18 protein-coding genes and 1 pseudogene are annotated in these 17,935 nt (G+C 62.2%); 11 read left to right on the top strand and 8 right to left on the bottom strand.

The window, feature by feature from the left end:
* Positions 1-16 precede the first annotated feature (16 nt).
* From ACSVHC_RS13685 to ACSVHC_RS13675, 3 genes are all read left to right on the top strand, one after another.
* A complete protein-coding gene (locus ACSVHC_RS13685; protein ID WP_437771522.1) occupies positions 17-340 on the top strand; it encodes a DUF6221 family protein in 324 nt (107 codons plus the stop codon).
* 127 nt (positions 341-467) lie between these two features.
* On the top strand, positions 468-719 hold the full coding sequence (locus ACSVHC_RS13680; RefSeq protein ID WP_437771523.1) for a helix-turn-helix transcriptional regulator: 252 nt from the start codon (positions 468-470) through the stop codon (positions 717-719).
* Entirely contained in the window at positions 719-1,918 is a 1,200-nt protein-coding gene (locus tag ACSVHC_RS13675; protein ID WP_437771524.1) for a type II toxin-antitoxin system HipA family toxin, read from the top strand. The genes ACSVHC_RS13680 and ACSVHC_RS13675 overlap by 1 nt, the downstream gene beginning before the upstream one ends.
* 26 nt (positions 1,919-1,944) lie before the next feature.
* On the opposite strand, the gene ACSVHC_RS13670 is transcribed toward ACSVHC_RS13675, so the two are convergent.
* Positions 1,945-3,750: a molybdopterin-dependent oxidoreductase gene (locus ACSVHC_RS13670; protein WP_437771525.1), complete on the bottom strand. Its 1,806-nt coding sequence runs from the start codon at positions 3,748-3,750 to the stop codon at positions 1,945-1,947.
* A gap of 161 nt (positions 3,751-3,911) precedes the next feature.
* Here ACSVHC_RS13670 and ACSVHC_RS13665 point away from each other — a divergent pair, with 161 nt between their 5' ends.
* From ACSVHC_RS13665 to mctP, 3 genes are all read left to right on the top strand, one after another.
* A complete protein-coding gene (locus ACSVHC_RS13665; protein WP_439181017.1) occupies positions 3,912-6,407 on the top strand; it encodes an alkaline phosphatase family protein in 2,496 nt (831 codons plus the stop codon).
* Between the two features lie 217 nt (positions 6,408-6,624).
* Positions 6,625-6,906 carry a DUF3311 domain-containing protein gene (locus ACSVHC_RS13660; protein WP_437771527.1) on the top strand — a complete coding sequence of 94 codons (282 nt, stop codon included), beginning with the start codon at positions 6,625-6,627 and terminating at the stop codon, positions 6,904-6,906.
* Positions 6,903-8,600 carry a monocarboxylate uptake permease MctP gene (gene mctP, locus ACSVHC_RS13655; protein WP_437771528.1) on the top strand — a complete coding sequence of 566 codons (1,698 nt, stop codon included), beginning with the start codon at positions 6,903-6,905 and terminating at the stop codon, positions 8,598-8,600. Before ACSVHC_RS13660 ends, mctP begins: the two co-directional genes overlap by 4 nt.
* Positions 8,601-8,644: 44 nt before the next feature.
* Here the strand turns inward: mctP and ACSVHC_RS13650 are convergent, their stop codons facing one another.
* Complete coding sequence (locus tag ACSVHC_RS13650) at positions 8,645-10,108, bottom strand: HNH endonuclease (protein ID WP_437771529.1); 1,464 nt, start codon at positions 10,106-10,108, stop codon at positions 8,645-8,647.
* Positions 10,109-10,204: 96 nt separating this feature from the next.
* Between ACSVHC_RS13650 and ACSVHC_RS13645 the strand changes: the two genes are divergently transcribed.
* The 3 genes from ACSVHC_RS13645 to ACSVHC_RS13635 all read left to right on the top strand — a co-directional run bounded on the left by ACSVHC_RS13645 (position 10,205) and on the right by ACSVHC_RS13635 (position 11,148).
* On the top strand, positions 10,205-10,429 hold the full coding sequence (locus ACSVHC_RS13645; protein ID WP_437771530.1) for a hypothetical protein: 225 nt from the start codon (positions 10,205-10,207) through the stop codon (positions 10,427-10,429).
* Between the two features lie 78 nt (positions 10,430-10,507).
* The gene (locus ACSVHC_RS13640) at positions 10,508-10,744 is read left to right on the top strand and encodes a type II toxin-antitoxin system Phd/YefM family antitoxin (RefSeq protein WP_437771531.1); all 237 of its coding nucleotides are present in this window, start codon (positions 10,508-10,510) and stop codon (positions 10,742-10,744) included.
* Positions 10,745-10,770: 26 nt separating this feature from the next.
* Positions 10,771-11,148, top strand: coding sequence for a type II toxin-antitoxin system VapC family toxin (locus tag ACSVHC_RS13635; protein ID WP_437771532.1), 378 nt, complete (start codon positions 10,771-10,773; stop codon positions 11,146-11,148).
* A gap of 27 nt (positions 11,149-11,175) precedes the next feature.
* Here ACSVHC_RS13635 and ACSVHC_RS13630 read toward each other — a convergent pair whose 3' ends face one another.
* The 6 genes and pseudogenes from ACSVHC_RS13630 to ACSVHC_RS13605 all read right to left on the bottom strand — a co-directional run bounded on the left by ACSVHC_RS13630 (position 11,176) and on the right by ACSVHC_RS13605 (position 14,723).
* Positions 11,176-11,700 (bottom strand): FtsX-like permease family protein, encoded by a 525-nt coding sequence (locus tag ACSVHC_RS13630; RefSeq protein ID WP_439181016.1) that lies wholly within the window; start codon positions 11,698-11,700, stop codon positions 11,176-11,178.
* An 848-nt stretch (positions 11,701-12,548) separates the two neighbouring features.
* A pseudogene (locus tag ACSVHC_RS13625) lies at positions 12,549-12,749 on the bottom strand (ATP-binding cassette domain-containing protein); the annotation flags it as partial.
* 184 nt (positions 12,750-12,933) lie between these two features.
* Positions 12,934-13,455 carry a hypothetical protein gene (locus ACSVHC_RS13620; protein ID WP_437771534.1) on the bottom strand — a complete coding sequence of 174 codons (522 nt, stop codon included), beginning with the start codon at positions 13,453-13,455 and terminating at the stop codon, positions 12,934-12,936.
* A gap of 9 nt (positions 13,456-13,464) precedes the next feature.
* Positions 13,465-13,824 carry a hypothetical protein gene (locus ACSVHC_RS13615; protein WP_439181015.1) on the bottom strand — a complete coding sequence of 120 codons (360 nt, stop codon included), beginning with the start codon at positions 13,822-13,824 and terminating at the stop codon, positions 13,465-13,467.
* Positions 13,825-13,868: 44 nt separating this feature from the next.
* Positions 13,869-14,099 carry a hypothetical protein gene (locus ACSVHC_RS13610; RefSeq protein ID WP_437771536.1) on the bottom strand — a complete coding sequence of 77 codons (231 nt, stop codon included), beginning with the start codon at positions 14,097-14,099 and terminating at the stop codon, positions 13,869-13,871.
* A gap of 309 nt (positions 14,100-14,408) precedes the next feature.
* Positions 14,409-14,723, bottom strand: coding sequence for a hypothetical protein (locus ACSVHC_RS13605; RefSeq protein WP_439181014.1), 315 nt, complete (start codon positions 14,721-14,723; stop codon positions 14,409-14,411).
* Positions 14,724-14,857: 134 nt separating this feature from the next.
* On the opposite strand from ACSVHC_RS13605, the gene ACSVHC_RS13600 reads away from it, so the two are divergent.
* Positions 14,858-16,150 carry an ISL3 family transposase gene (locus ACSVHC_RS13600; protein ID WP_437770063.1) on the top strand — a complete coding sequence of 431 codons (1,293 nt, stop codon included), beginning with the start codon at positions 14,858-14,860 and terminating at the stop codon, positions 16,148-16,150.
* 879 nt (positions 16,151-17,029) lie between these two features.
* Positions 17,030-17,833 (top strand): hydroxypyruvate isomerase family protein, encoded by an 804-nt coding sequence (locus ACSVHC_RS13595; RefSeq protein WP_437771538.1) that lies wholly within the window; start codon positions 17,030-17,032, stop codon positions 17,831-17,833.
* The last annotated feature ends 102 nt before the right edge of the window (positions 17,834-17,935 follow it).

The raw sequence follows: 17,935 nt of genomic DNA, 5'->3' as shown, positions 1-17,935 counted from the left end.
CGCGTACGCTCAATTTGTGGATATCGTCGATTTCCTCTCGGACCGCCTGGACGAGGACGAGGCTGCGGCGCGGAGACTCCTCGGCGATCGCTCCGTCTCCGAGGCGGGCAAATGGTACGAGCGGCGCCTCCTCCTGGAATGCGAATCAAAGAGAAGGCTGCTCAGGATCGTAGAATCCGCACGGCAGACGGCCTTGGCCACGATGGTTCGCGGCACGCTTGGGGATACCCCGCAGTGGATCCCGGAATCGATCGAATGGACCACGAAATCTTTGAATGCCCTCGCGCTGCCCTACTCTGACCATCCGGACTTCGAGCCGGAATGGCTGGCGGGGACGTAGCTGGCACGCTCGAGCCGCGAGAGTTGGAATCGGCAGGATCTTGCCGAAATGATGTTTTTGCGGCCTCATAGCAACCAAAATCAACACTTTCGGCAGCATCTTGCCGATTTTGGAAAAATGGTTCAGAATGGATCTAGAAAACCGCCAAATCGGCAACATCATGCCGGATCATCGGAGACTTGTGGAAGACCTAGCGGCGATCGCGGCCACCATACGGAAGGCACGCAAAGAGGCCGGAATCACGCAGGCGGACCTTGCCGACCTTGCCGGGACTTCCGAAAGGACCGTGCGCGCGATTGAGACGGCCACCGGAAATCCTTCACTGGGCGCCGTCGTGGCTGTAGCCAACGCCGTCGGCCTGCACATGGCAGCGGCCTGATGGTCGACGATTTCGGGGAGTTGAAGTTCGTTCGTGCAGCGGACGTTCACAAAGGCGGCGTCTTGGCGGGCCACCTCGCCCGCACTGGTCACGGCGTGGTCAGTTTTTCCTACGTGGCGGAGTACCTGACCTCCGGTCTGCCCGCGGTTGCCAGTTCATTGCCCCTGACAGACCTTCCCGTCGAGACTCCTGCTGGCGCTCTTCCGCCGTTCTTCGCGGGCCTGCTGCCGGAGGGGCACCGGCTGAGCGTGCTCAGGGACGCCACCAAAACCAGCCTCGACGACGAACTCACACTCCTGCTCGCAGTCGGAGCCGATGCCCCGGGAGACGTTCAAGTGGTCCCTACCGGGGATATTCCCGTCGAACCCGCACCCCTTGCCGACACATCCAGGCCCGAGGAACTGGACTTTGCCGCCCTCGCCAACGCAGTGGACCGCCATGCCATCCCCGGCGTACAGGACAAGGCAAGTGCCTCTATGCTCACCACACCGCTGTCTCTCAGGGGGCAACGATATCTACTCAAACTCGACCCGCCCAACCACGCACACTTGCTGGCCAACGAAGCGGTGCACCTCTCCGCCGCCAAAGGCCTCAAGATCCCTGTAGCCAAGAGCCATATCATCACGGACATGCACGGGTTGCCTGGGTTGCTGGTGGAACGCTTCGACCGCGTCCAGGACAAGGACCACCGCTCCTGGGTGCGCCTGCCCATGGAAGACGGAGCGCAGGTCATGCGTCTGCCACCGGCTTCCAAGTATTCCGTCACGTCCGAGGACGTCGCTGCTGCGCTTGCCGGGCGGTGCAAAGCCCCACTCGTGGCAAGCCGCAATCTATACCTGCAGTTCGTCTTTGCCTGGCTGACCGGGAACGGTGACCTCCATGCCAAGAATCTCTCGATCCTTGGGGGGCGGCACGGAGGATTCGCCATGGCCCCGATCTACGACATTCCGTGCACCTTGCTGTACGGAGACGACTCGCTCGCGCTGCCGGTGTCCGGGAAAACCAAAAACCTCAAGGCGAAGCACTGGGCCGATTTCGCGTCGAACCTCGGCTTGCCACAACGCGCTGCCGCCGCCGCCAATGCATTGGCCCTGTCAGCTTCTGGAAAGATCAAGCTGGAGGACCTACCGTTCACCGGGTCACCGCTCGGAGGTGCCCTGCGGGAGTTGCGATTCCGGCGCAGAGAGCTGGCGGGCTGATTGCCGCGCCCACCCTCACAGGCCTTCTAGATCGACTGCCGGTATCCGAAGAACTCATGGTCTTCGTTGTAGCCGCCGAAGCCGCCGCCCACGTCGGAAAAGTTCTCGACGAATTCGATGCCCTTGATCCATTTGACCATCTTGAAGCCGAGCTGCACCTCGTTGCGCAGCCGAAGTGGCGCCCCGTGTCCGTACGAAAGCGGCGCACCGTTCATGTCGTAGGCGAGCATGGTGAGCTGATAGCCCATCTGCTCGATCGGATGCGCATCGTAGTAGTCGCCCTCATCCGGTCCCTCACCCAAGGAATAGAACACCACCCACTTTGCTTCGGGTGCCGGCTTGACCAAATCGAGGATGGCCTGCATCGACACCCCTCCCCATTTGGCTACTCCCGACCAGCCCTGGATGCAGAAGTGTTGCGTAATCTGCTCGTGGTAATCCATTGCTCGCAGCTCGGCGAGGCTCAACTCGACCGGATTGCCCACGAGCCCGTTGATGCGCAAGCGGTAATCCCGGAAATCGTTGTCAAAGAGATTCTTGTACTCGTCGGATTCGGGATACTGGCCGTTCAGCCAGAGGCGCGGCGAGATGTCCTTCTCCGTGTACTGCCCCGGGCGTGAGTCGATGTGCTCGAACAGCCGTTGTGCCGGGCCAATCAGGGCGTAACCGGCCCTCTGGATGAGCCGCGGATGCCGAATTGTGAGCGGAGTAGCAGCGACCCAACCGACGATGATGACCACCATCGAAGCAGCGAAAATCCAGAACCCGGTCCAGGACTGGTCGTTGCGCCCCGCATACATGTGGTTGAGGTTTTCCAGCGCCCCGGTAGTGAGAACCAGGGCCACGTGAAGGACGATGAACAACAGGAACCAGCACAGCACCAGGAAGTGCAAGGAACGTGCCATCTGGATGTTGAAGACCGAGCTGATGCGCCGAAAACGCGTGGAGAGTGCCGGGGACATGCCTAGCCCGGTGATGAGGGCCAGGGGTGCGGCGATGAAGATCGTGATGAAGTAGGCGATCAGTTGCAGGCTGTTGTAGTTGGTCCATCCGCTCTCGGTGGGCCATTCCAAGGAGAGGTATTGGATGACAACCGAGATCGAGTTGGGGATGACGTCCCAGCTCAGCGGGACCACGCGCATCCACTGGCCTGTCGCGAACAACAGCACGAAGAAGACGACTCCGTTGACCAGCCATAGCGTGTCTATCCCAAGGTGCCACCAGCGCGCAAGCCCGATCGAGTGCCGAAGCCCCGGCAGGCCGACCTGCTGAGGGAGGCTGATCGAATCCTTCTTAGCCGTCCACAAAGGATCTTCGGGTACTGGCTTCTGTACCCGGAACCAATCCCGTCCCGGCGTCGAATGCCGCGTCCAATACAGTCGCGGGTGATCCGTAAGTATCTGTGCACCCGAACGGATGATGAAGATCATGAAGAACATGTTGAGGAAGTGTTGCCACCCCAGCCAGGCGGGAAACCCCGCAGGGGCGTCGTACGGCAGCTTTGAGGCTCCCGGATAGGTCTTCAGGAACGACTCGACGGGGGGCAACCCCCGGATCCCTTTCGCGACGGCCACCGCGACGATGAGCAGCACGAAGCCGATCGGGATCAACCAGAGCAGATTGAACCACTTGCTGGGGCTGATCCGAATACGCGGGGCGATGCCGCGATCCTGGGGCAGCGAACCGGCGAAAGTCATCGGGTCGATGACGTCCTCCCCGCGCTTCAACTCACTCCGGAAGCTGCCCTCGGCACCGGACCCGGAGTGCGACGTCGGACCCCTCCGCTGCGGGTCCTGCATCGGATCCGGCGGCATCGATTTGTCAGCTGTCATGAGGCCGAGCCTAGACCCCGGCGGGGTTGGACGATGAAACTGGATCGTCCCCCCTGGCGAAGCGACACTGTCCGGCCCCCGCTTCATCAGTTCACTGACGATTTAGCTGATGGTTCCCTGTGAGTCGGGCCAACGTGTTTCACGGCTCCTAGCTTTGGACCATGAAATTCAAAACAATCCCGGTCATCATCGGAACATTGTCTTGTGTGCTCGTCGGCGGCGCCGCGTTCGCGGCGGTTTCCACGTTCGCCGGCCCCCACGAGGACGGAACGGCAGTCACGTCAATCGGCATGCGCGTCACGCCAACCGGACAGCAGACCTCACTCGGAGACCTCCCGCTCAACTCAGCCATTTCTCCCGACGGCAAGAGGCTCGCGGTCACCAACAACGGTCAAGGTACGCAGTCACTGCAACTCGTCGATCTCGCAGACCACGAGGTAGACCAGACCATCTCTTACAAGTCCCCGGAATCCCTCTACATGGGTTTGGCGTGGAGCCCTGACGGCACCAAGCTCTACGCCAGCGCAGCAGCAAACTCCAAGATCCGCACCTACAGCTACTCCGGCGGCAAACTGGCAGAAGGTGCGCCCATCCAGCTTCCCACCACGACGCCCGCGGGCAAGGCACTCAACCTCTTCCCGGCCGGATTGGCGATCACGCCCGACGGCAAGCGGCTGGTTGTTGCAGATCAGCTCGCTGACGCCGTGTCCGTCGTCGAGCTCTCCACTGGCAATGTCTCGACGACGCCGGCCGGTCACCGACCGCTTTCGGTCACGGTTTCCCCGGATGGCACGACGGCGTTCGTCACCAACCAGGGCGCCTCGGACCTCTCCGCGGTGGACATCACAGGGGCCGAGCCGAAGGTTTCCCGCACCGTCACGGTGGGTCTCCACCCCAACAAGTCCGTCCTGTCGAAGGACGGCCGTACGCTTTACGTCGCCAACGGCGACGACGACACCGTCTCGGTTGTCGATACGGCCGCCGGCACAAGCTCGAGTGTCAGCGTCGCACCTGAAAAGGGCGCACCGGTAGGAACCAATCCCACCGGACTGGCCCTGGACGAAGCCGGGCACCGCCTCTTCGTGAGCAACTCCGGGAACAACGACGTCGCCGTCGTCGACCTTGCCCAGAACGCAGTGGCCGGTGTAGTGCCTGTCGGCTGGTACCCGAGTTCGCTCGCCTTCATCGGCGGGACATTGCATGTCACCAACGCGAAGGGGCTGGGCGCCGGACCTAACAACGGACCTGGGCACCCGAACCCGGAGTCAACCGCACCGGCCGCCGAAAACCAGTACAGCGGATCGATGATCGCTGGCACGCTGAGCAGTTTCAGCGTGCCTGAGGGCGGCCAGTTGCAGAAGGCCAGCGAGCAGGTCAAAAACAACAACCGCCCGGACACCGCCGGTGGCAACATCATCCCGCGCCAACCAGGTCAAGAGAGTCCCATCAAACACGTGATCTACGTGGTCAAGGAAAACCGCACTTACGACCAGGTGCTTGGAAGCCTCGGCAAGGGCAATGGAGATCCTTCGCTGAATCTCTTCGGCGACGAGTCTGCGCCGAATATGCGGGCCCTCTCCAAGAAGTTCACCACCATTGACAACTTCTACGCCGATGCTGAAGTCAGCGCCAACGGTTGGAACTGGGTGGCCTCTGCCAACTCGAACCCGTACGCAGAGCAGATGTGGCCTGCCAACTACTCGGGCCGCAAGGCACCGTATCCCAGCGAAGGAAATGCCCCTGAAATCGCGGCCCAACAGCCTGACAACACGTACGTCTGGCAGCGGCTCGCCAAGGCAGGGGTCAGTTTCCGCAACTACGGCTTCTACGTTTCCAACAACGCCGGCACGTTCAACGCCGCGGACCCAGTCCTGGATGCGCAGACCGACCACAACTACCACGGTTACGACCTGAGCTGCCCTGATTCAGCCGGTTCGTTCGCACCGCTGAAGCCTGGCTGCGGTACCCCACGTATTGAAGAATGGGCCAAGGACTTCCAGTCCCAAGTGACATCCGGAACCGTTCCCACGGTCCAGTTCGTCCGCCTGCCGAATGACCACACGCAAGCCACCCGCGTGGGCGCCCCCACGCCGAAGGCCTACGTCGCGGATAACGACTACGCGCTCGGCAAGCTGGTGGACACTGTGTCCCACTCTTCCGCTTGGAAGGACACCGCCATCTTCGTCACGGAGGATGACGCTCAGAACGGCCCGGACCACGTGGATGCGCACCGCACCTTGGCACTGGCCATCAGCCCCTATACCCAGACCGGGAAAGTCGATTCAACCTTCTACAGCACGGCTTCGATGGTCCGCACCATCGGCCTCATCGCCGGCATCGGTCCGCTGACCCAGTTCGACGCCTTCGCCACTCCCATGAACGCGTCGTTCATGGCCAAGCCGGACAACACGCCGTACACCGCCCTCAAGCCCAGCTACGACATGACCACCGTCAACGGGGCAAACGCTCCGATGGCCCCCCAGATAGCCACCCAGGACACTGCCACCGAAGACAAGATTGATGAGCAGCTGTTCAACAAGTCCATCTGGCAGTCAGTGAACGGTGCTGACTCGAAGATGCCCGAACCCCAGCACAGCGTGATCGGTTCCGGCTCAGGTTCCAGCAGCCAACCGGCCGCGAAGGATCCTGACGGCTAGCCAGATCCCATTTGGCAGGGCGGTCACCGGCATCGGTGGCCGCCCTCCGCTGTTCCAGTGCTGAGCGCGCGTCAAAAAACGGGACCACTTCCCCTGTCAAAGAATTAATCCAGACTCTATTCTGTTGGTGGACCGGTGCATGTATGGTCCGTCAGGCCACCGGCACGTCCCGGGAAGCCCATCCCGCTCCGGGGGCCGTCTCTATGAGGAGGCGTCCATGTCATCTCCCGATGTGCCGACCCGGGGGCCAGCACGGCCCGGTCCGTATATTGTGGCCGGAATCCTGCTGGCCATCGCCATTCTGGTTCCGCTGCTAGTCCCGGTGTATTCGATTGATCAGCCGCGGCTCGCTGGCATGCCGTTCTTCTACTGGTACCAAATGCTGTGGGTCCCGATCACGGCGGGAATGGTCGGCGTCGCCTACTGGCTGGTTAGCAAGGAGGACCGTCGCCGCCGCGAGGCCGCGCGCGGCGCACGCACCGAGGAGCGGGAACAATGAGAGGGCTCACCCTCCCGCTGGCGACCACAGCGGACCGGCCCGTCAACGGCGTCGCGCTCACGGTCGTCGTCGTCCTCTTTATCCTGGTGGCTGTCCTGGGCTTCTTCGCCGCACGCTGGCGCGCGGGCAAGGAAACCGGCCTGCATAGTCTCGATGAGTGGGGACTCGGCGGACGCGGTTTCGGTACCTGGGTGACGTGGTTCCTGCTCGGCGGGGACCTCTATACGGCCTACACGTTCGTGGCGGTGCCGGCGGCGATGTGGGCCACTGGTGCCGTGAGCGGTTTCTTCGCGGTGCCGTACACGATCGTGCTCTACCCGATCGTGTTCCTGTTGATGAGCCGTTTGTGGTCGGTCTCGCACCGGCATGGGTTCGTCACACCGGCTGACTTCGTTGGCGGGCGCTATGGCAGCAGGGCACTGACGGTTGCGGTGGCCCTCACTGGCATTGTCGCCACCATGCCCTACATCGCGCTGCAACTGGTTGGCATCAAAGCCGTTCTCACGGTGTTGGGCCTCGGCAGCGCGCAGAATGTGCTGCTGACTGACCTTCCGCTGATCATCGCCTTCGTGGTCCTGGCCGCCTACACCTATACCTCGGGCCTTCGGGCGCCGGCGCTCATCGCCGTCGTGAAAGATCTCCTGATCTACCTCGCGGTCATCGTCGCTGTGATCTACTTGCCGATCAAGTTCGGGGGCTGGGACAACATCTTCGGTGCGGCCCAGACGAAACTCGACGCCATCAGCCCGGCGACAGGTAAGCCGGCCGGCGTCTTCATCCCGGGTGCCGCGAGCTATTCGGCGTACTGGACGCTGGCCCTTGGCTCGGCCATGGCGTTGTTCATGTACCCGCACTCGGTCACCGGGGTCCTGGCGACGAAGAGCAGGAACACCATCCGCAAGAACGCCGCGGTGCTTCCGCTGTACTCATTGATGCTGGGATTCCTTGCCCTTCTTGGCTACGCGGCCATCTCTGCGGGCACCAAGCCCATTGACCTGAACGGTGCCGTCAATCCGCAACTGGTGGTTCCGCAGTTGTTCCTGGACAACTTCCCCGCATGGTTTGCCGGGATCGCCTTGGCGGCTATCGCCATCGGCGCGTTGGTCCCCGCCGCCATCATGTCGATCGCTGCCGCCAACCTGTTCACCCGCAATATCTACCGCGACCTGATCCGGCCCGACGCCGACCCGCGGCAGGAAGCGAAGGTCTCTAAGATCGCCTCCCTTGTGGTGAAGTTCGGGGCGCTGATCTTCGTGATCGCGATGGACCAGTCGGCCGCCATCAATATGCAGCTCCTCGGCGGCATCTGGATCCTGCAGACCTTCCCCGCGATCGTGGCAGGACTGTACACCCGTTGGTTCCACCGCTGGGCGCTCTTCGCAGGCTGGGCGGCCGGGATCATCTACGGCACCGTCGCGGCGTACAACGTGGTCAACCCCGTGACGAAGGCCAACTTCGGCGGCTCCATCGCCGCCATCCCGGGCACCAACGTACAGGTCTACATCGCCGTCGTGGCGTTCGCGATCAACCTCATCGTTGCTGCCGTACTCTCCTTGGTCTTCCGCGCAATGAAGCTCCCCGACGGAAAGGACATCACGCGGAACTCGGACTACGGGGCGGACGAGGACGACCCGAAAGTTGCACAGCTCCAGCGCGAGTACCCGCTGGGCGAGACGGGAGGTCCCGTGTTCTGATCGCACGCACTACCAGTACACGGCTGGTCTGGTACTGGCAGTGCCTAGGCTGGTTGGCGTAGTTCGCGTCTGTGGCGCCGACGAAACAGGGTCCCGAAATAGTGTGCCGCCATGATGGGCGGGTCTCCGTTCAGGTGAGTGCCTGGCGGGGGTGGGGCTGTGGACCGGTAGGTGTGTCCGGTGGGGGTGCGGATGTCGAGGACATGCCGTGTCCCGGTACCTGGTTTTGCGGTTCCGGTTTGTGCGGTCCAGCCGGGGAGTTCTTTGGTGTGGTTGCACGCTTCGCACAGGCCCGCACCGTTGGCCAGGCTGGTGGGTCCGTCGTCGTGCCAGGGGATGATGTGGTCGATGTGCCTGATCGGTGCGTCGCAGTACGGGGTGCGGCAGGTGTCGTCGCGGGCCTGGATGAAGCGCCGCATGCCTGCCGGGAACAGCCGGGCCCTCGAATCGGCGGCGACCAGCTCCCCGGTCCCGGGGGCGGTGAAGAGACGCCGGAGCCAGACGTTGAGATCCTGGTCCTGCCCGGACTGGACCCGTGCAGCTTGGCCGGGTTCCTTGTGGCTGCCGGTTCCCTCGGCGGCGAGCAGCGTCCTTGCCCAGCCGGCGGGGACGATGCCGTAGCCGGGCAGGCGTGCGGGGTCGGCATCGCCTTGGAACAGGGTGCGGTCGGTCATGACGAGCTGGACTTCCACCCCGGAAATCCCTGCGGGGGTGCCGGTGGTGCGTTCGACGAGGGTGTCGGCCATGAGCTGCCCCCTGCTGCGGGTGTCCCCGGCGTTGCGGAGGGTGTCGGCGTGCCGGGTCAGGGCCGCGTTCACGGCCACGCCCTGGGCAACGGGAAGCAGGGCGGTCAGGTAGGTCATGGTGTCCGGTGCCGGGCGCAGACTCACATGACGTTCCCCGGCGGCCCGTGCCGCACGCTGCGTGACGGAGCGGGGGTCCCGCCGGTACGCCGCGGCCTTGGCCGCGGCGATGATGGTCTTGTCTCCGGCGCCGTCGAAGACTCCGGTGTCGGCGGCAAGTTCCTCGTCCACGGCGCACCGGTCTTCTGCGGACAGGCAGGCTGTTTCCTTCACGAGCAGGGTCGCCCGCCATTCGCTCAGCTGTCCGGTCTCGAGGGCGGCGAGGGTGCGCGGCATTTCGCTCACAAGCGCCTTCGCGAGTCCGTGGAGCCGGGATCCGCGGGCCGGGGACTCCCGCCGGGCAAGGGCCACCTGCGCGGCGACCCCGCGTCCCTGTTCGTCGGCCGGAACGCCGGCGGCAGCGTCGGCGCTGCGCTGGGCGGCATCGAACGCGACCGCGATCCTCGCCTGCGCGGCGGCGGCCGCGGACTTCAGATCCTCAAGACCACGCAACTGGTTTATCAGTTCAGTACTCTCGGGGCCTGGCCGAAGCGATCTCACGGCTTCGATCAAATCCCGCACCTGGAAGCACGGGACAGCATCCGGAGCCGCGTCGCCGACTGGCGCGCCCATCCCGATCAGCTGCGTTCCCTGAATGCCTTCCATAAGACAAGCCTCCCAGGGACCACTGACATTAATAGGCCGGAGAACCTCATCCGGGCGAAAATCATAACCGGCGAGGGCAGCATCGACGAGCAGACCTTGGCCGGAAAGCTGCCGGCCGCCGTCGCACGCCGCTCGGGCACCCGGCCGATCATCGCCGTCGCGGGCCGCTCGTTGCTGCCTCGGGAACGGTGGTCCGAGATGTCGCTCTCGCGTGTCTACGCGCTGGCGGACTACACGGACCAGGACTCGTCGAAGGATCCGGCGCTGTCGGCGGAGCTGCTGCGGAGGATCGGGCGGGAGATTGGGGAGGGGCTTCTATAGCGGCAGCCGGACCTCCTGCGCGTTTTGCGGCGAACGAGAGCTGAGTCTCGCCTGTATCACCGGTGATACACTTAGTGCATGGGAACTGTGACAGTGCGCGAGCTACGGAACCATGGCGGCGAAGTCCTTGAGCGGGTCGCTCATGGCGAGACGTTGATCGTTACCCGCGACGGCCACGAGGTGGCCGAGCTTCAGCCCGTGCGCCGACGCAGCCGCCGGACAGAACAGCTGATCGCCAGCCGCCGGCATCTGCCGCGCGTGGACGTTGAAACATTCCGAGCAGATCTGGACGAGATCCTGGACGCGGGGCTGTGACCCAGGGAACCCCGGAGCGGGGAATCTTGGACACATCCACTGTCATCGGGCTCGGAGACCTCGCCGAGTCCGTGTTGCCTCATGAATGCCTCATCAGCGCCGTAACCCTCGCGGAACTCTCCGTCGGCCCTCTGGTTGCCGCCACAGACAAGGAACGGGCTGCGCGGCAGGCGCACCTCCAGCAGGCGGAAGCAGACTTCGATCCGCTCCCCTTCGATGCGGCCTGCGCTCGGGCCTTCGGTCAGGTTGCCGCATCGCTGCGCCGGAATGGTCGTAAACCCAAAGCACGAGCTTACGACGCCCTCATAGCGGCAACCGCGATCGCCAATGACCTCCCCCTCTACACGCTCAACACCGCAGATTTCGAAGGTATAGAGGGACTCGAAGTTCACTCCGTCCGCTGAGTTCTAGCCAAGCCGGCACTAGGGGATCTACAGGTCCCTCATCGAGGAATCCGCGTCGAGCCGGGCGAGTCTTGCGACGTGTCCAACGGCTCCAAGGCATAAGAACAACGGCACGCAGAAGAGTGCTCCCAGCACGAGCAGCCAGTTCGGCATTGCCCACGCAGCCACCGGTAAGAGGTCGAGCTGCAGTCCGCTGAAGACCGTCGTTCCTATGACGGAGCAAAGAGTTCCAAGGAGCGCCCCAACCAGGCCAATGATGAGACCCACTGCTGCCAACTCGATCATGTAAACGCCCGCTATCGAGGCCCCCGACCAGCCGATGGCCTTGAGGAGACCCACTTCGCGGGCCCTCTGCTTAATCCAACTGCCACCAACCGACACTCCGACCCCGAGGCAGAAGATGATCAGGAAGCCACCGATCACCCAGCTGACGAGGGCAAGAAGAGCGAAGAGGCCTGACAGGGACCGGATTTGGCCCGCGACGCTGTTCACTGAGTACCCGAGGGCTCGGACTTGGTTTTGCACATTGACCACCTCGTTCTGCTGAGTCAACGCGAATAAATGCGCGGGGATACGTTAACCCTTTGGCATTTGGCCGGGCGTTGGCGAGTGTTGACTTAAGTACCTTGCTGGACACGTACGCGGCCTGCGCGCCATCCGTACCGGGCGACGAGTTGTCATAGATACCTGACACACGGAGAGAAATAGAAACGGGTTCCCCGTTGCCGGGGCCGATTTCCTTTGTGTACACGAACCTCATTTCTTCGCCGAGCAACTGAGCGTATTTCTGGCCCTGTCCCTTGTCGGGAAGCAGGATCTGGCCTTCCCCAGGGCCGTCTCCGGGCACGTCTCCGAGCAGTACTTTTGGGGCAATGCCACTGATAAATGGCGTCCCCATGAATGCACCGGGGTTGTTCTGAGATGGCCAATTCGCAGGATCGTCTATGGCGAGGTCAATTTGGGCCCAGCCGGAGGACTCCACCACATGATCGATTTGGTCGAACCGGGACAACGAGTCGTCGGTGATCTCGCGGGCTGAGTCTGGACCGACTGATGTCACCTCAACGTAATTCAGGGCGGAGTTGGTGGTGATCTTGTTTGAGTATGAACTTATGCTGGCCTCGACGATGCTGTCGGCGAAAATGAATACCGCGATGCCAAGACTCATCAGTACCGCGAGTGGCCTCAATTTCGATAGAGAAAGCCGCACTGACCTCGCAGCAAAGACTCTATTTCTGTTCAAGGAGCAACTCCTTCATAGGAAGCTGACGGTGGGCCACCTGCTGGAAGACTTGGTCGTGGGAAGCGACGAGGACACCGCACCCGCTGTTGGCGCCCGTTCGCATGGCGTCCAGGATGGCTTCAGTGTTTGGCGCGTCAAGACCCGAACTTGGTTCGTCCGCTAATAGCAGCGATGGTTCGTTGATCAGTGCGCGGCAAAGCGCGACTCTTTGCTGCTGCCCACCGGAAAGCCTCTTCGCTTGCCGGTCAGCGACCGCCGCAAGACCGAAGCGATCCAACTGTTCCGCAATCGTTGCGAGTGTCATGGGTTGGCTGCTGGCGAGGAGGACATTTTCCAACGCCGTGAGTTCCTGACTCACCTCGCAGCCAGACGATTTCACCTGGCTGGACGTTCAGGCTGACTCCCGAAAGGACCAACTGTCGCGTCCCGCGCCCATCTGCAAAAGACTTGGCGATGTTCTCAAGACGCAGTACCGAGGTCATTTGTTCTCCCCGAAGTCGTAGGCCCCCGGGACCGCGATCATGGCGGCTGAAATCGAGAGGCTACAAGGTGACGACCTGTCTGCTTCCATCCGATACAAGGACGGGAATTCTTCGCAGCCTTTCAGAGTCCGGAGCCCCTCGGCCGCCTTGTCGAAGTCGTTTGACCCCAATCCGGAGCGACTTGCGTTCGTCATCGCGGTCAACGCTCGAAAATAGTTCAGGCCGTTTCCTTTGGGTGAATCGATGAGCTGCGGGAGGGTGGACTGGACGGCCGGAAACATCGATCTCACTTCTTCGCTGTTTGAGAAGTAGCGCACCGACGGAGATATAGAGGCAGACGGCGAGCGCCAACAGGATGATTGCCATCGTTGCGTTGCCGCCCGCATAGGCGTGTGCGCCGTCGAAGGACAACGCCTCATGCAGCAGCCGCATCACAAATAGCGATCCGGCCAGAACAGCACAGACGAAAGCAACCCCGCTGGCTGTTCCGAGCACCACGAGTGTCCGAATGGATATCGGCCATCCCGTGACCGCCAGTATGCGCACTCCCGTGAATTTGTAGGCCGCTCTGAGACTTCCCATTGCCCGCGCCTAGAGACGATTGACGGATTTGCTTTGGGCAGACTCCGCGTCGACGATGAGGGCCGCGGTTCCGATACAGAAGGCGCCTATCGTCCAGAGCCATATCGGAAGCGTTCCCGGGAAGTCCACCTTCGCGGCTCCAATGAACACCCCGCCAGCCATCCCACTGATGATGAACAGAACCGCATCCCGCTTGGGACTTCGTTTTGTTGCCAGCACTGCTAATAGGGAGATCGCTCCAACGGTCAGGGACATCCACGCAAGCAGTGGAGTCCTCGGTTCGTGCAGCAGCCCCACGACGATACTGCCGGCGATACACGCGAGTACAAGAATGGTGGCGATGGTTCGGACCGTTGATGAGTAAATCAATGTCAGGCCTTCCGGGTTCAAAGGAATTCATCGAAAGGCAGACGCTAAGGTTCGCTCTCTGTTTGGCGATAGGCCGCCAAAGCGTCTTTTCGGGCCCATCGAACGACGAGAATCAGATACACGACGAGGTCTACGCAAAAGATCGCCAAGAAGACCAGAGTTGGCAGGCCAACACTAACGACGACCACGCCTATCAAAATGATGAGCACACTGCCAAATACGTTGAATCGGCGTCGTCCCGGGGTCGCATTCATTGCCGTCATGAGCTCATCCATGTAATACAGCATTTTTATCCCTTACTGTGATGGCAAAAGATCAGCGGCAATAGCCGCCAGTGTAACGGAAGGCCATCGCCCCAATCGGGGCGGGTGCTAGCCTGATGCATTCACCCCTTGAGTGAGCGATTACCGCCTGTACGGCGATCTGCACCGCGGAAATTGCGCAAGCGCTTAGGCCAACTGGAGTCCCAAAGGATAGCTTTGAGCACACCCTGAGAACTCCCCCAGCCGTCCCTGAAAGGGCCGTCTCTGCCTTGTTGAATTCCACAACGGGGATGATCCCAACCCAGCTGAATTGAGGATCGGCTACCACGGGAAATGCCGTCTTTTTCCGAATTCGATGTGCTGGATTAGCCTATTCCCCGAGGATGAATATTTGGTCGGCACTTGCTTTCCATTTGCGTCGCGTGCCCAAGGGGCGGCGATGTAGTTGACGACTTGCCCGACGGCGTCCAGGACCACCGCCGAGCCATCGCTTGCAACGACAACGTCCGCGGGGCGGCCATCAAACGTGAAATCAAAGGCGAACGAGCGCGGAGCGGCTTCGCTATTGATTACGACGAAACCGGCTCCAGATTCGTCACCGCGCTGAGCAAAAACGTAAGAGTGACGCTTATCCACGTTGAGGGTCGAAGCCTTTACAGGCTCTTCGTGGTTGGTGGGGAAATGAGTTCGTGTCGTTGAAGACAAGGGGGCCCGTGGCCCTGCTGGGATGAGTGTGTCTAAGCATTCAACCTGGAACAGGACCACGAGCCTTGAACGAGCCTACCGGGGTCGCAGCTGAGGCTGCCACCAACATCTTCAACCTGCCCGATTACCGTGTCATTTCCACCGGAGTGAGCCCCGATGGCGGCCGGAGGGTCATTGTCGAAACCGACCAGCCGCCGGGCTGCCCCACGTGCGGGGTGGTTGCGTCGCGGCGGAAGGAACGACGCTTCCAGCGGATCCGGGACATTCCTGTCGCCGGCCCGGTGGAGGTCCTCTGGTCCAAGTACCGCTGGTATTGCGAAGAACCGGCGTGCGAGAGGCTCTCGTTCTTTGAGTCCACCGCCCAGGTCCCGCGGCGTGCCCGCTCTACCGGCCGGCTCCGGGACCAGCTCGTGGGTGCGGTCATCCGTTCGGGCCGGGCCGTCTCGGAGACTGCTGCCGCGTTCGCGGTGTCTTGGTGGATGGTCCGTGTCGCGCTCAATGAAGCCTGCTTTCTCACCCTTCCGGATGTGGATCAGCTGAGTCCAAGAATGCTGGGTATCGATGAGCACCGGTTCCGGTCCGTGCGCTACTTCCAGGACCCCGAATCCAAGGCCTGGACACGGTTCGAGCCGTGGATGACCACGATCGTGGATCTGGACAGCGGCCAGGTGCTGGGCGTCCTGGACGGCCGGGACCACAGGGGCGTCGGGGAGTGGCTCTTCGCCCGGCCTCTGGCATGGCGTCTGGCCGTGCAGGTCGTGGCGATCGACCCCTCGGCCGCGTTCCGAAAGGCGCTGCGGATGTGGCTTCCCCGGACCGCTGTCGCGGTCGATCACTTCCACCTGATCTCCCTGGCCAACCAGGCCGTGACCGAGACACGGCAGAACCTGTCCCAACAGGTCAAGGGCCGCCGCGGAAGGGCCGTCGACAAGGCCTGGGCGCACCGGATGCTTCTCCTGCGCGCTGGCAATACCCTCACGGAGAAGGCCGCCCACCGGCTAGCAGAAGTGTTCGCTGCCGACGATCCGACCGGCACGCTCCAGGCGGTCTGGAAGGTCAAGGAACAGCTGCGGGTCTTGCTGCGCACCGGCTCCCTGGAGGACGCCGCGACGGCGAAGAACGAACTTGAGGAACTGGTCAAGGCAGCCGGACGACCGGAGACGAACAGGCTCTACCGCACCGTCTGCCGGTGGTGGAAAGAGATCGAGGTGCTGATCATTACCGGTGCCACGACGGGCAAGGTTGAAGCCAACAACACCGCCATAAAGAACATCAAACGCACCGCCCGCGGTTACCGCAACCCGGCCAATTACAAGTCGGTTATTCTCTTGAGAAGTGCCGTTCGGACGGCGGCATGACGCTCATCCCAGGGATCCATTTCCCCACGAACCGTGAAGAGCCCCTTTACATTGCCTTTCGACTGCTTGACAGATTTGCGCTCTGATGTCGCCACCGGTTGTACGGTCAGTCGCTGGCCGCTGGCCTCGACAATGCTCATCGAACCCCCGTCCCCGAATTCGACCCTTTGCGTTTGAGCACCAGGCGGAGCTTGAGGCGATGATTGGCTCTGCGCACCTTCGAAGGGCCTGGAGGCTAGAACCTGATCTAGTTCGCTCTGGCCCTGCGTGGTCGATGCGGTCGCGACCGGAGACGCGACCGTTATTCCGATGGTCGCAATAGCGAGGGCTGAGGTTGATGCCAGGACTTTCCGGGCAACCGATACGCGCTTTTCCATGAATCCCCCAATGTCTTCTGTGGTTCGGATCCGAGTTCGGAACCCGTGCACGAAGACTAAGGGCGAAAATCGCGACTCAGTGCAGGAATCGACGAATTAAGTGGTGCAGTTGACGAATCTAAGTGGTCAAACATGGCAACACGTAGACGGAAACGTGGCAACACGTAGACGGACACACAAGGTTTCCTTATGCTCAGGTCAACGCAAACTCAACCTCACGTCCTCCGCACCATCGCCCGCGTAGCCTCTCCCCTGTGCTCCAGCGCCGTGAATCCAAGGGTCGTGGCCAGCCCACCCCTCCCAGCGCACCCAACCGCCCCACTTGGTATCCCAAACCCCCTCCCCACCGAAGACCCCCTTGACTCCCACCCCCTCCTTCCCTAAACTTTTCATAAAGCAGAATCTAAATTCCACAAAGCGGAAACTCACCACGGCGAACTAGCCCAAGAGAACAAGCCAAGCGGAAGATGGATCCAAGCCCTCCCCCGGAAGGACACCTACGATGACGTACACAGTGAACTGCTCCATCCTCCTGACGGAGCTGCCCCTGCTCGAGCGCCCCGCGGCCGCGAAGGCTGCCGGCTTTGACGCCGTCGAATTCTGGTGGCCCTTTGAGACTTCCGTCCCGTCGGACGCCCAGGTAACCGAGTTCGAGAACGCCATCAAGGACGCTGGCGTTCAGCTCACCGGCCTGAACTTCAACGCTGGCAACATGCCTGGCGGCGACCGCGGCCTGGTTTCCTGGCCCGCCCGCTCTTCCGAATTCCTGGACAACATCGACGTCGTCGCAGGAATCGGCGAGCGGCTCGGCTGCAAGGCCTTCAACGCCCTCTACGGCAACCGCGTGGACGGCGAATCGGCCGACAAGCAGGACGCCATTGGCGCCGAGAACCTGGCCAGCGCAGCAGACGGCGTCGCACGCATCGGCGGCACCGTCCTCCTCGAACCCGTCAGCGGCGCCCCCAAGTACCCCCTCCTCAAGGCCGCCGACGCCCTCAAGGTGATCGCCCGCGTCAAGGAAGAATCCGGCGCAACGAACGTCAAGCTCCTCGCCGACTTCTACCACCTGGCAGTCAACGGGGACGACGTCGCAGCCGTCATCGAGAACCACGCCAAGGACTTCGGCCACATCCAGATCGCCGACAACCCTGGCCGCGGGGCTCCCGGAACCGGTGAGCTTCCCCTCGGCGAATGGATCGCCCGCAGCCGCGAACTCGGCTACGAGGGCTACATCGGCCTCGAGTACAAGGAACCGCAGGAAACGGCCTTCAGCTGGGCCATCCGCCAGCGCGCCACCTCCCACTAGCGAACCCGCCCAACTGAGTAGCAGTTGTTGTCGTTTAGAGCCCTCAAAACGACAACAACTGCGAGCTAGTTGGGTCCAGCACACCTGAGCTAAAACAAAGAC

This window comes from Arthrobacter sp. KNU-44, from assembly GCF_051843155.1.
GTDB lineage: Bacteria > Actinomycetota > Actinomycetes > Actinomycetales > Micrococcaceae > Arthrobacter.
Note: the sequence above shows the minus strand (reverse complement) of the source record. Positions and strands in the feature narration are given on the sequence as shown.

What these genes read in the sequence shown, in the direction of transcription:
- ACSVHC_RS13675 (WP_437771524.1), top strand. Translation starts at nt 719, where the DNA reads ATGGTCGACGATTTCGGGGAGTTGAAGTTCGTTCGTGCAGCGGACGTT.
- ACSVHC_RS13595 (WP_437771538.1), top strand. Translation starts at nt 17,030, where the DNA reads ATGACGTACACAGTGAACTGCTCCATCCTCCTGACGGAGCTGCCCCTG.
- ACSVHC_RS13650 (WP_437771529.1), bottom strand. Translation starts at nt 10,108, where the DNA reads ATGGAAGGCATTCAGGGAACGCAGCTGATCGGGATGGGCGCGCCAGTC.
- ACSVHC_RS13640 (WP_437771531.1), top strand. Translation starts at nt 10,508, where the DNA reads ATGGGAACTGTGACAGTGCGCGAGCTACGGAACCATGGCGGCGAAGTC.
- ACSVHC_RS13680 (WP_437771523.1), top strand. Translation starts at nt 468, where the DNA reads ATGGATCTAGAAAACCGCCAAATCGGCAACATCATGCCGGATCATCGG.
- ACSVHC_RS13660 (WP_437771527.1), top strand. Translation starts at nt 6,625, where the DNA reads ATGTCATCTCCCGATGTGCCGACCCGGGGGCCAGCACGGCCCGGTCCG.
- mctP (WP_437771528.1), top strand. Translation starts at nt 6,903, where the DNA reads ATGAGAGGGCTCACCCTCCCGCTGGCGACCACAGCGGACCGGCCCGTC.
- ACSVHC_RS13670 (WP_437771525.1), bottom strand. Translation starts at nt 3,750, where the DNA reads ATGACAGCTGACAAATCGATGCCGCCGGATCCGATGCAGGACCCGCAG.
- ACSVHC_RS13620 (WP_437771534.1), bottom strand. Translation starts at nt 13,455, where the DNA reads ATGGGAAGTCTCAGAGCGGCCTACAAATTCACGGGAGTGCGCATACTG.
- ACSVHC_RS13610 (WP_437771536.1), bottom strand. Translation starts at nt 14,099, where the DNA reads ATGGATGAGCTCATGACGGCAATGAATGCGACCCCGGGACGACGCCGA.
- ACSVHC_RS13665 (WP_439181017.1), top strand. Translation starts at nt 3,912, where the DNA reads ATGAAATTCAAAACAATCCCGGTCATCATCGGAACATTGTCTTGTGTG.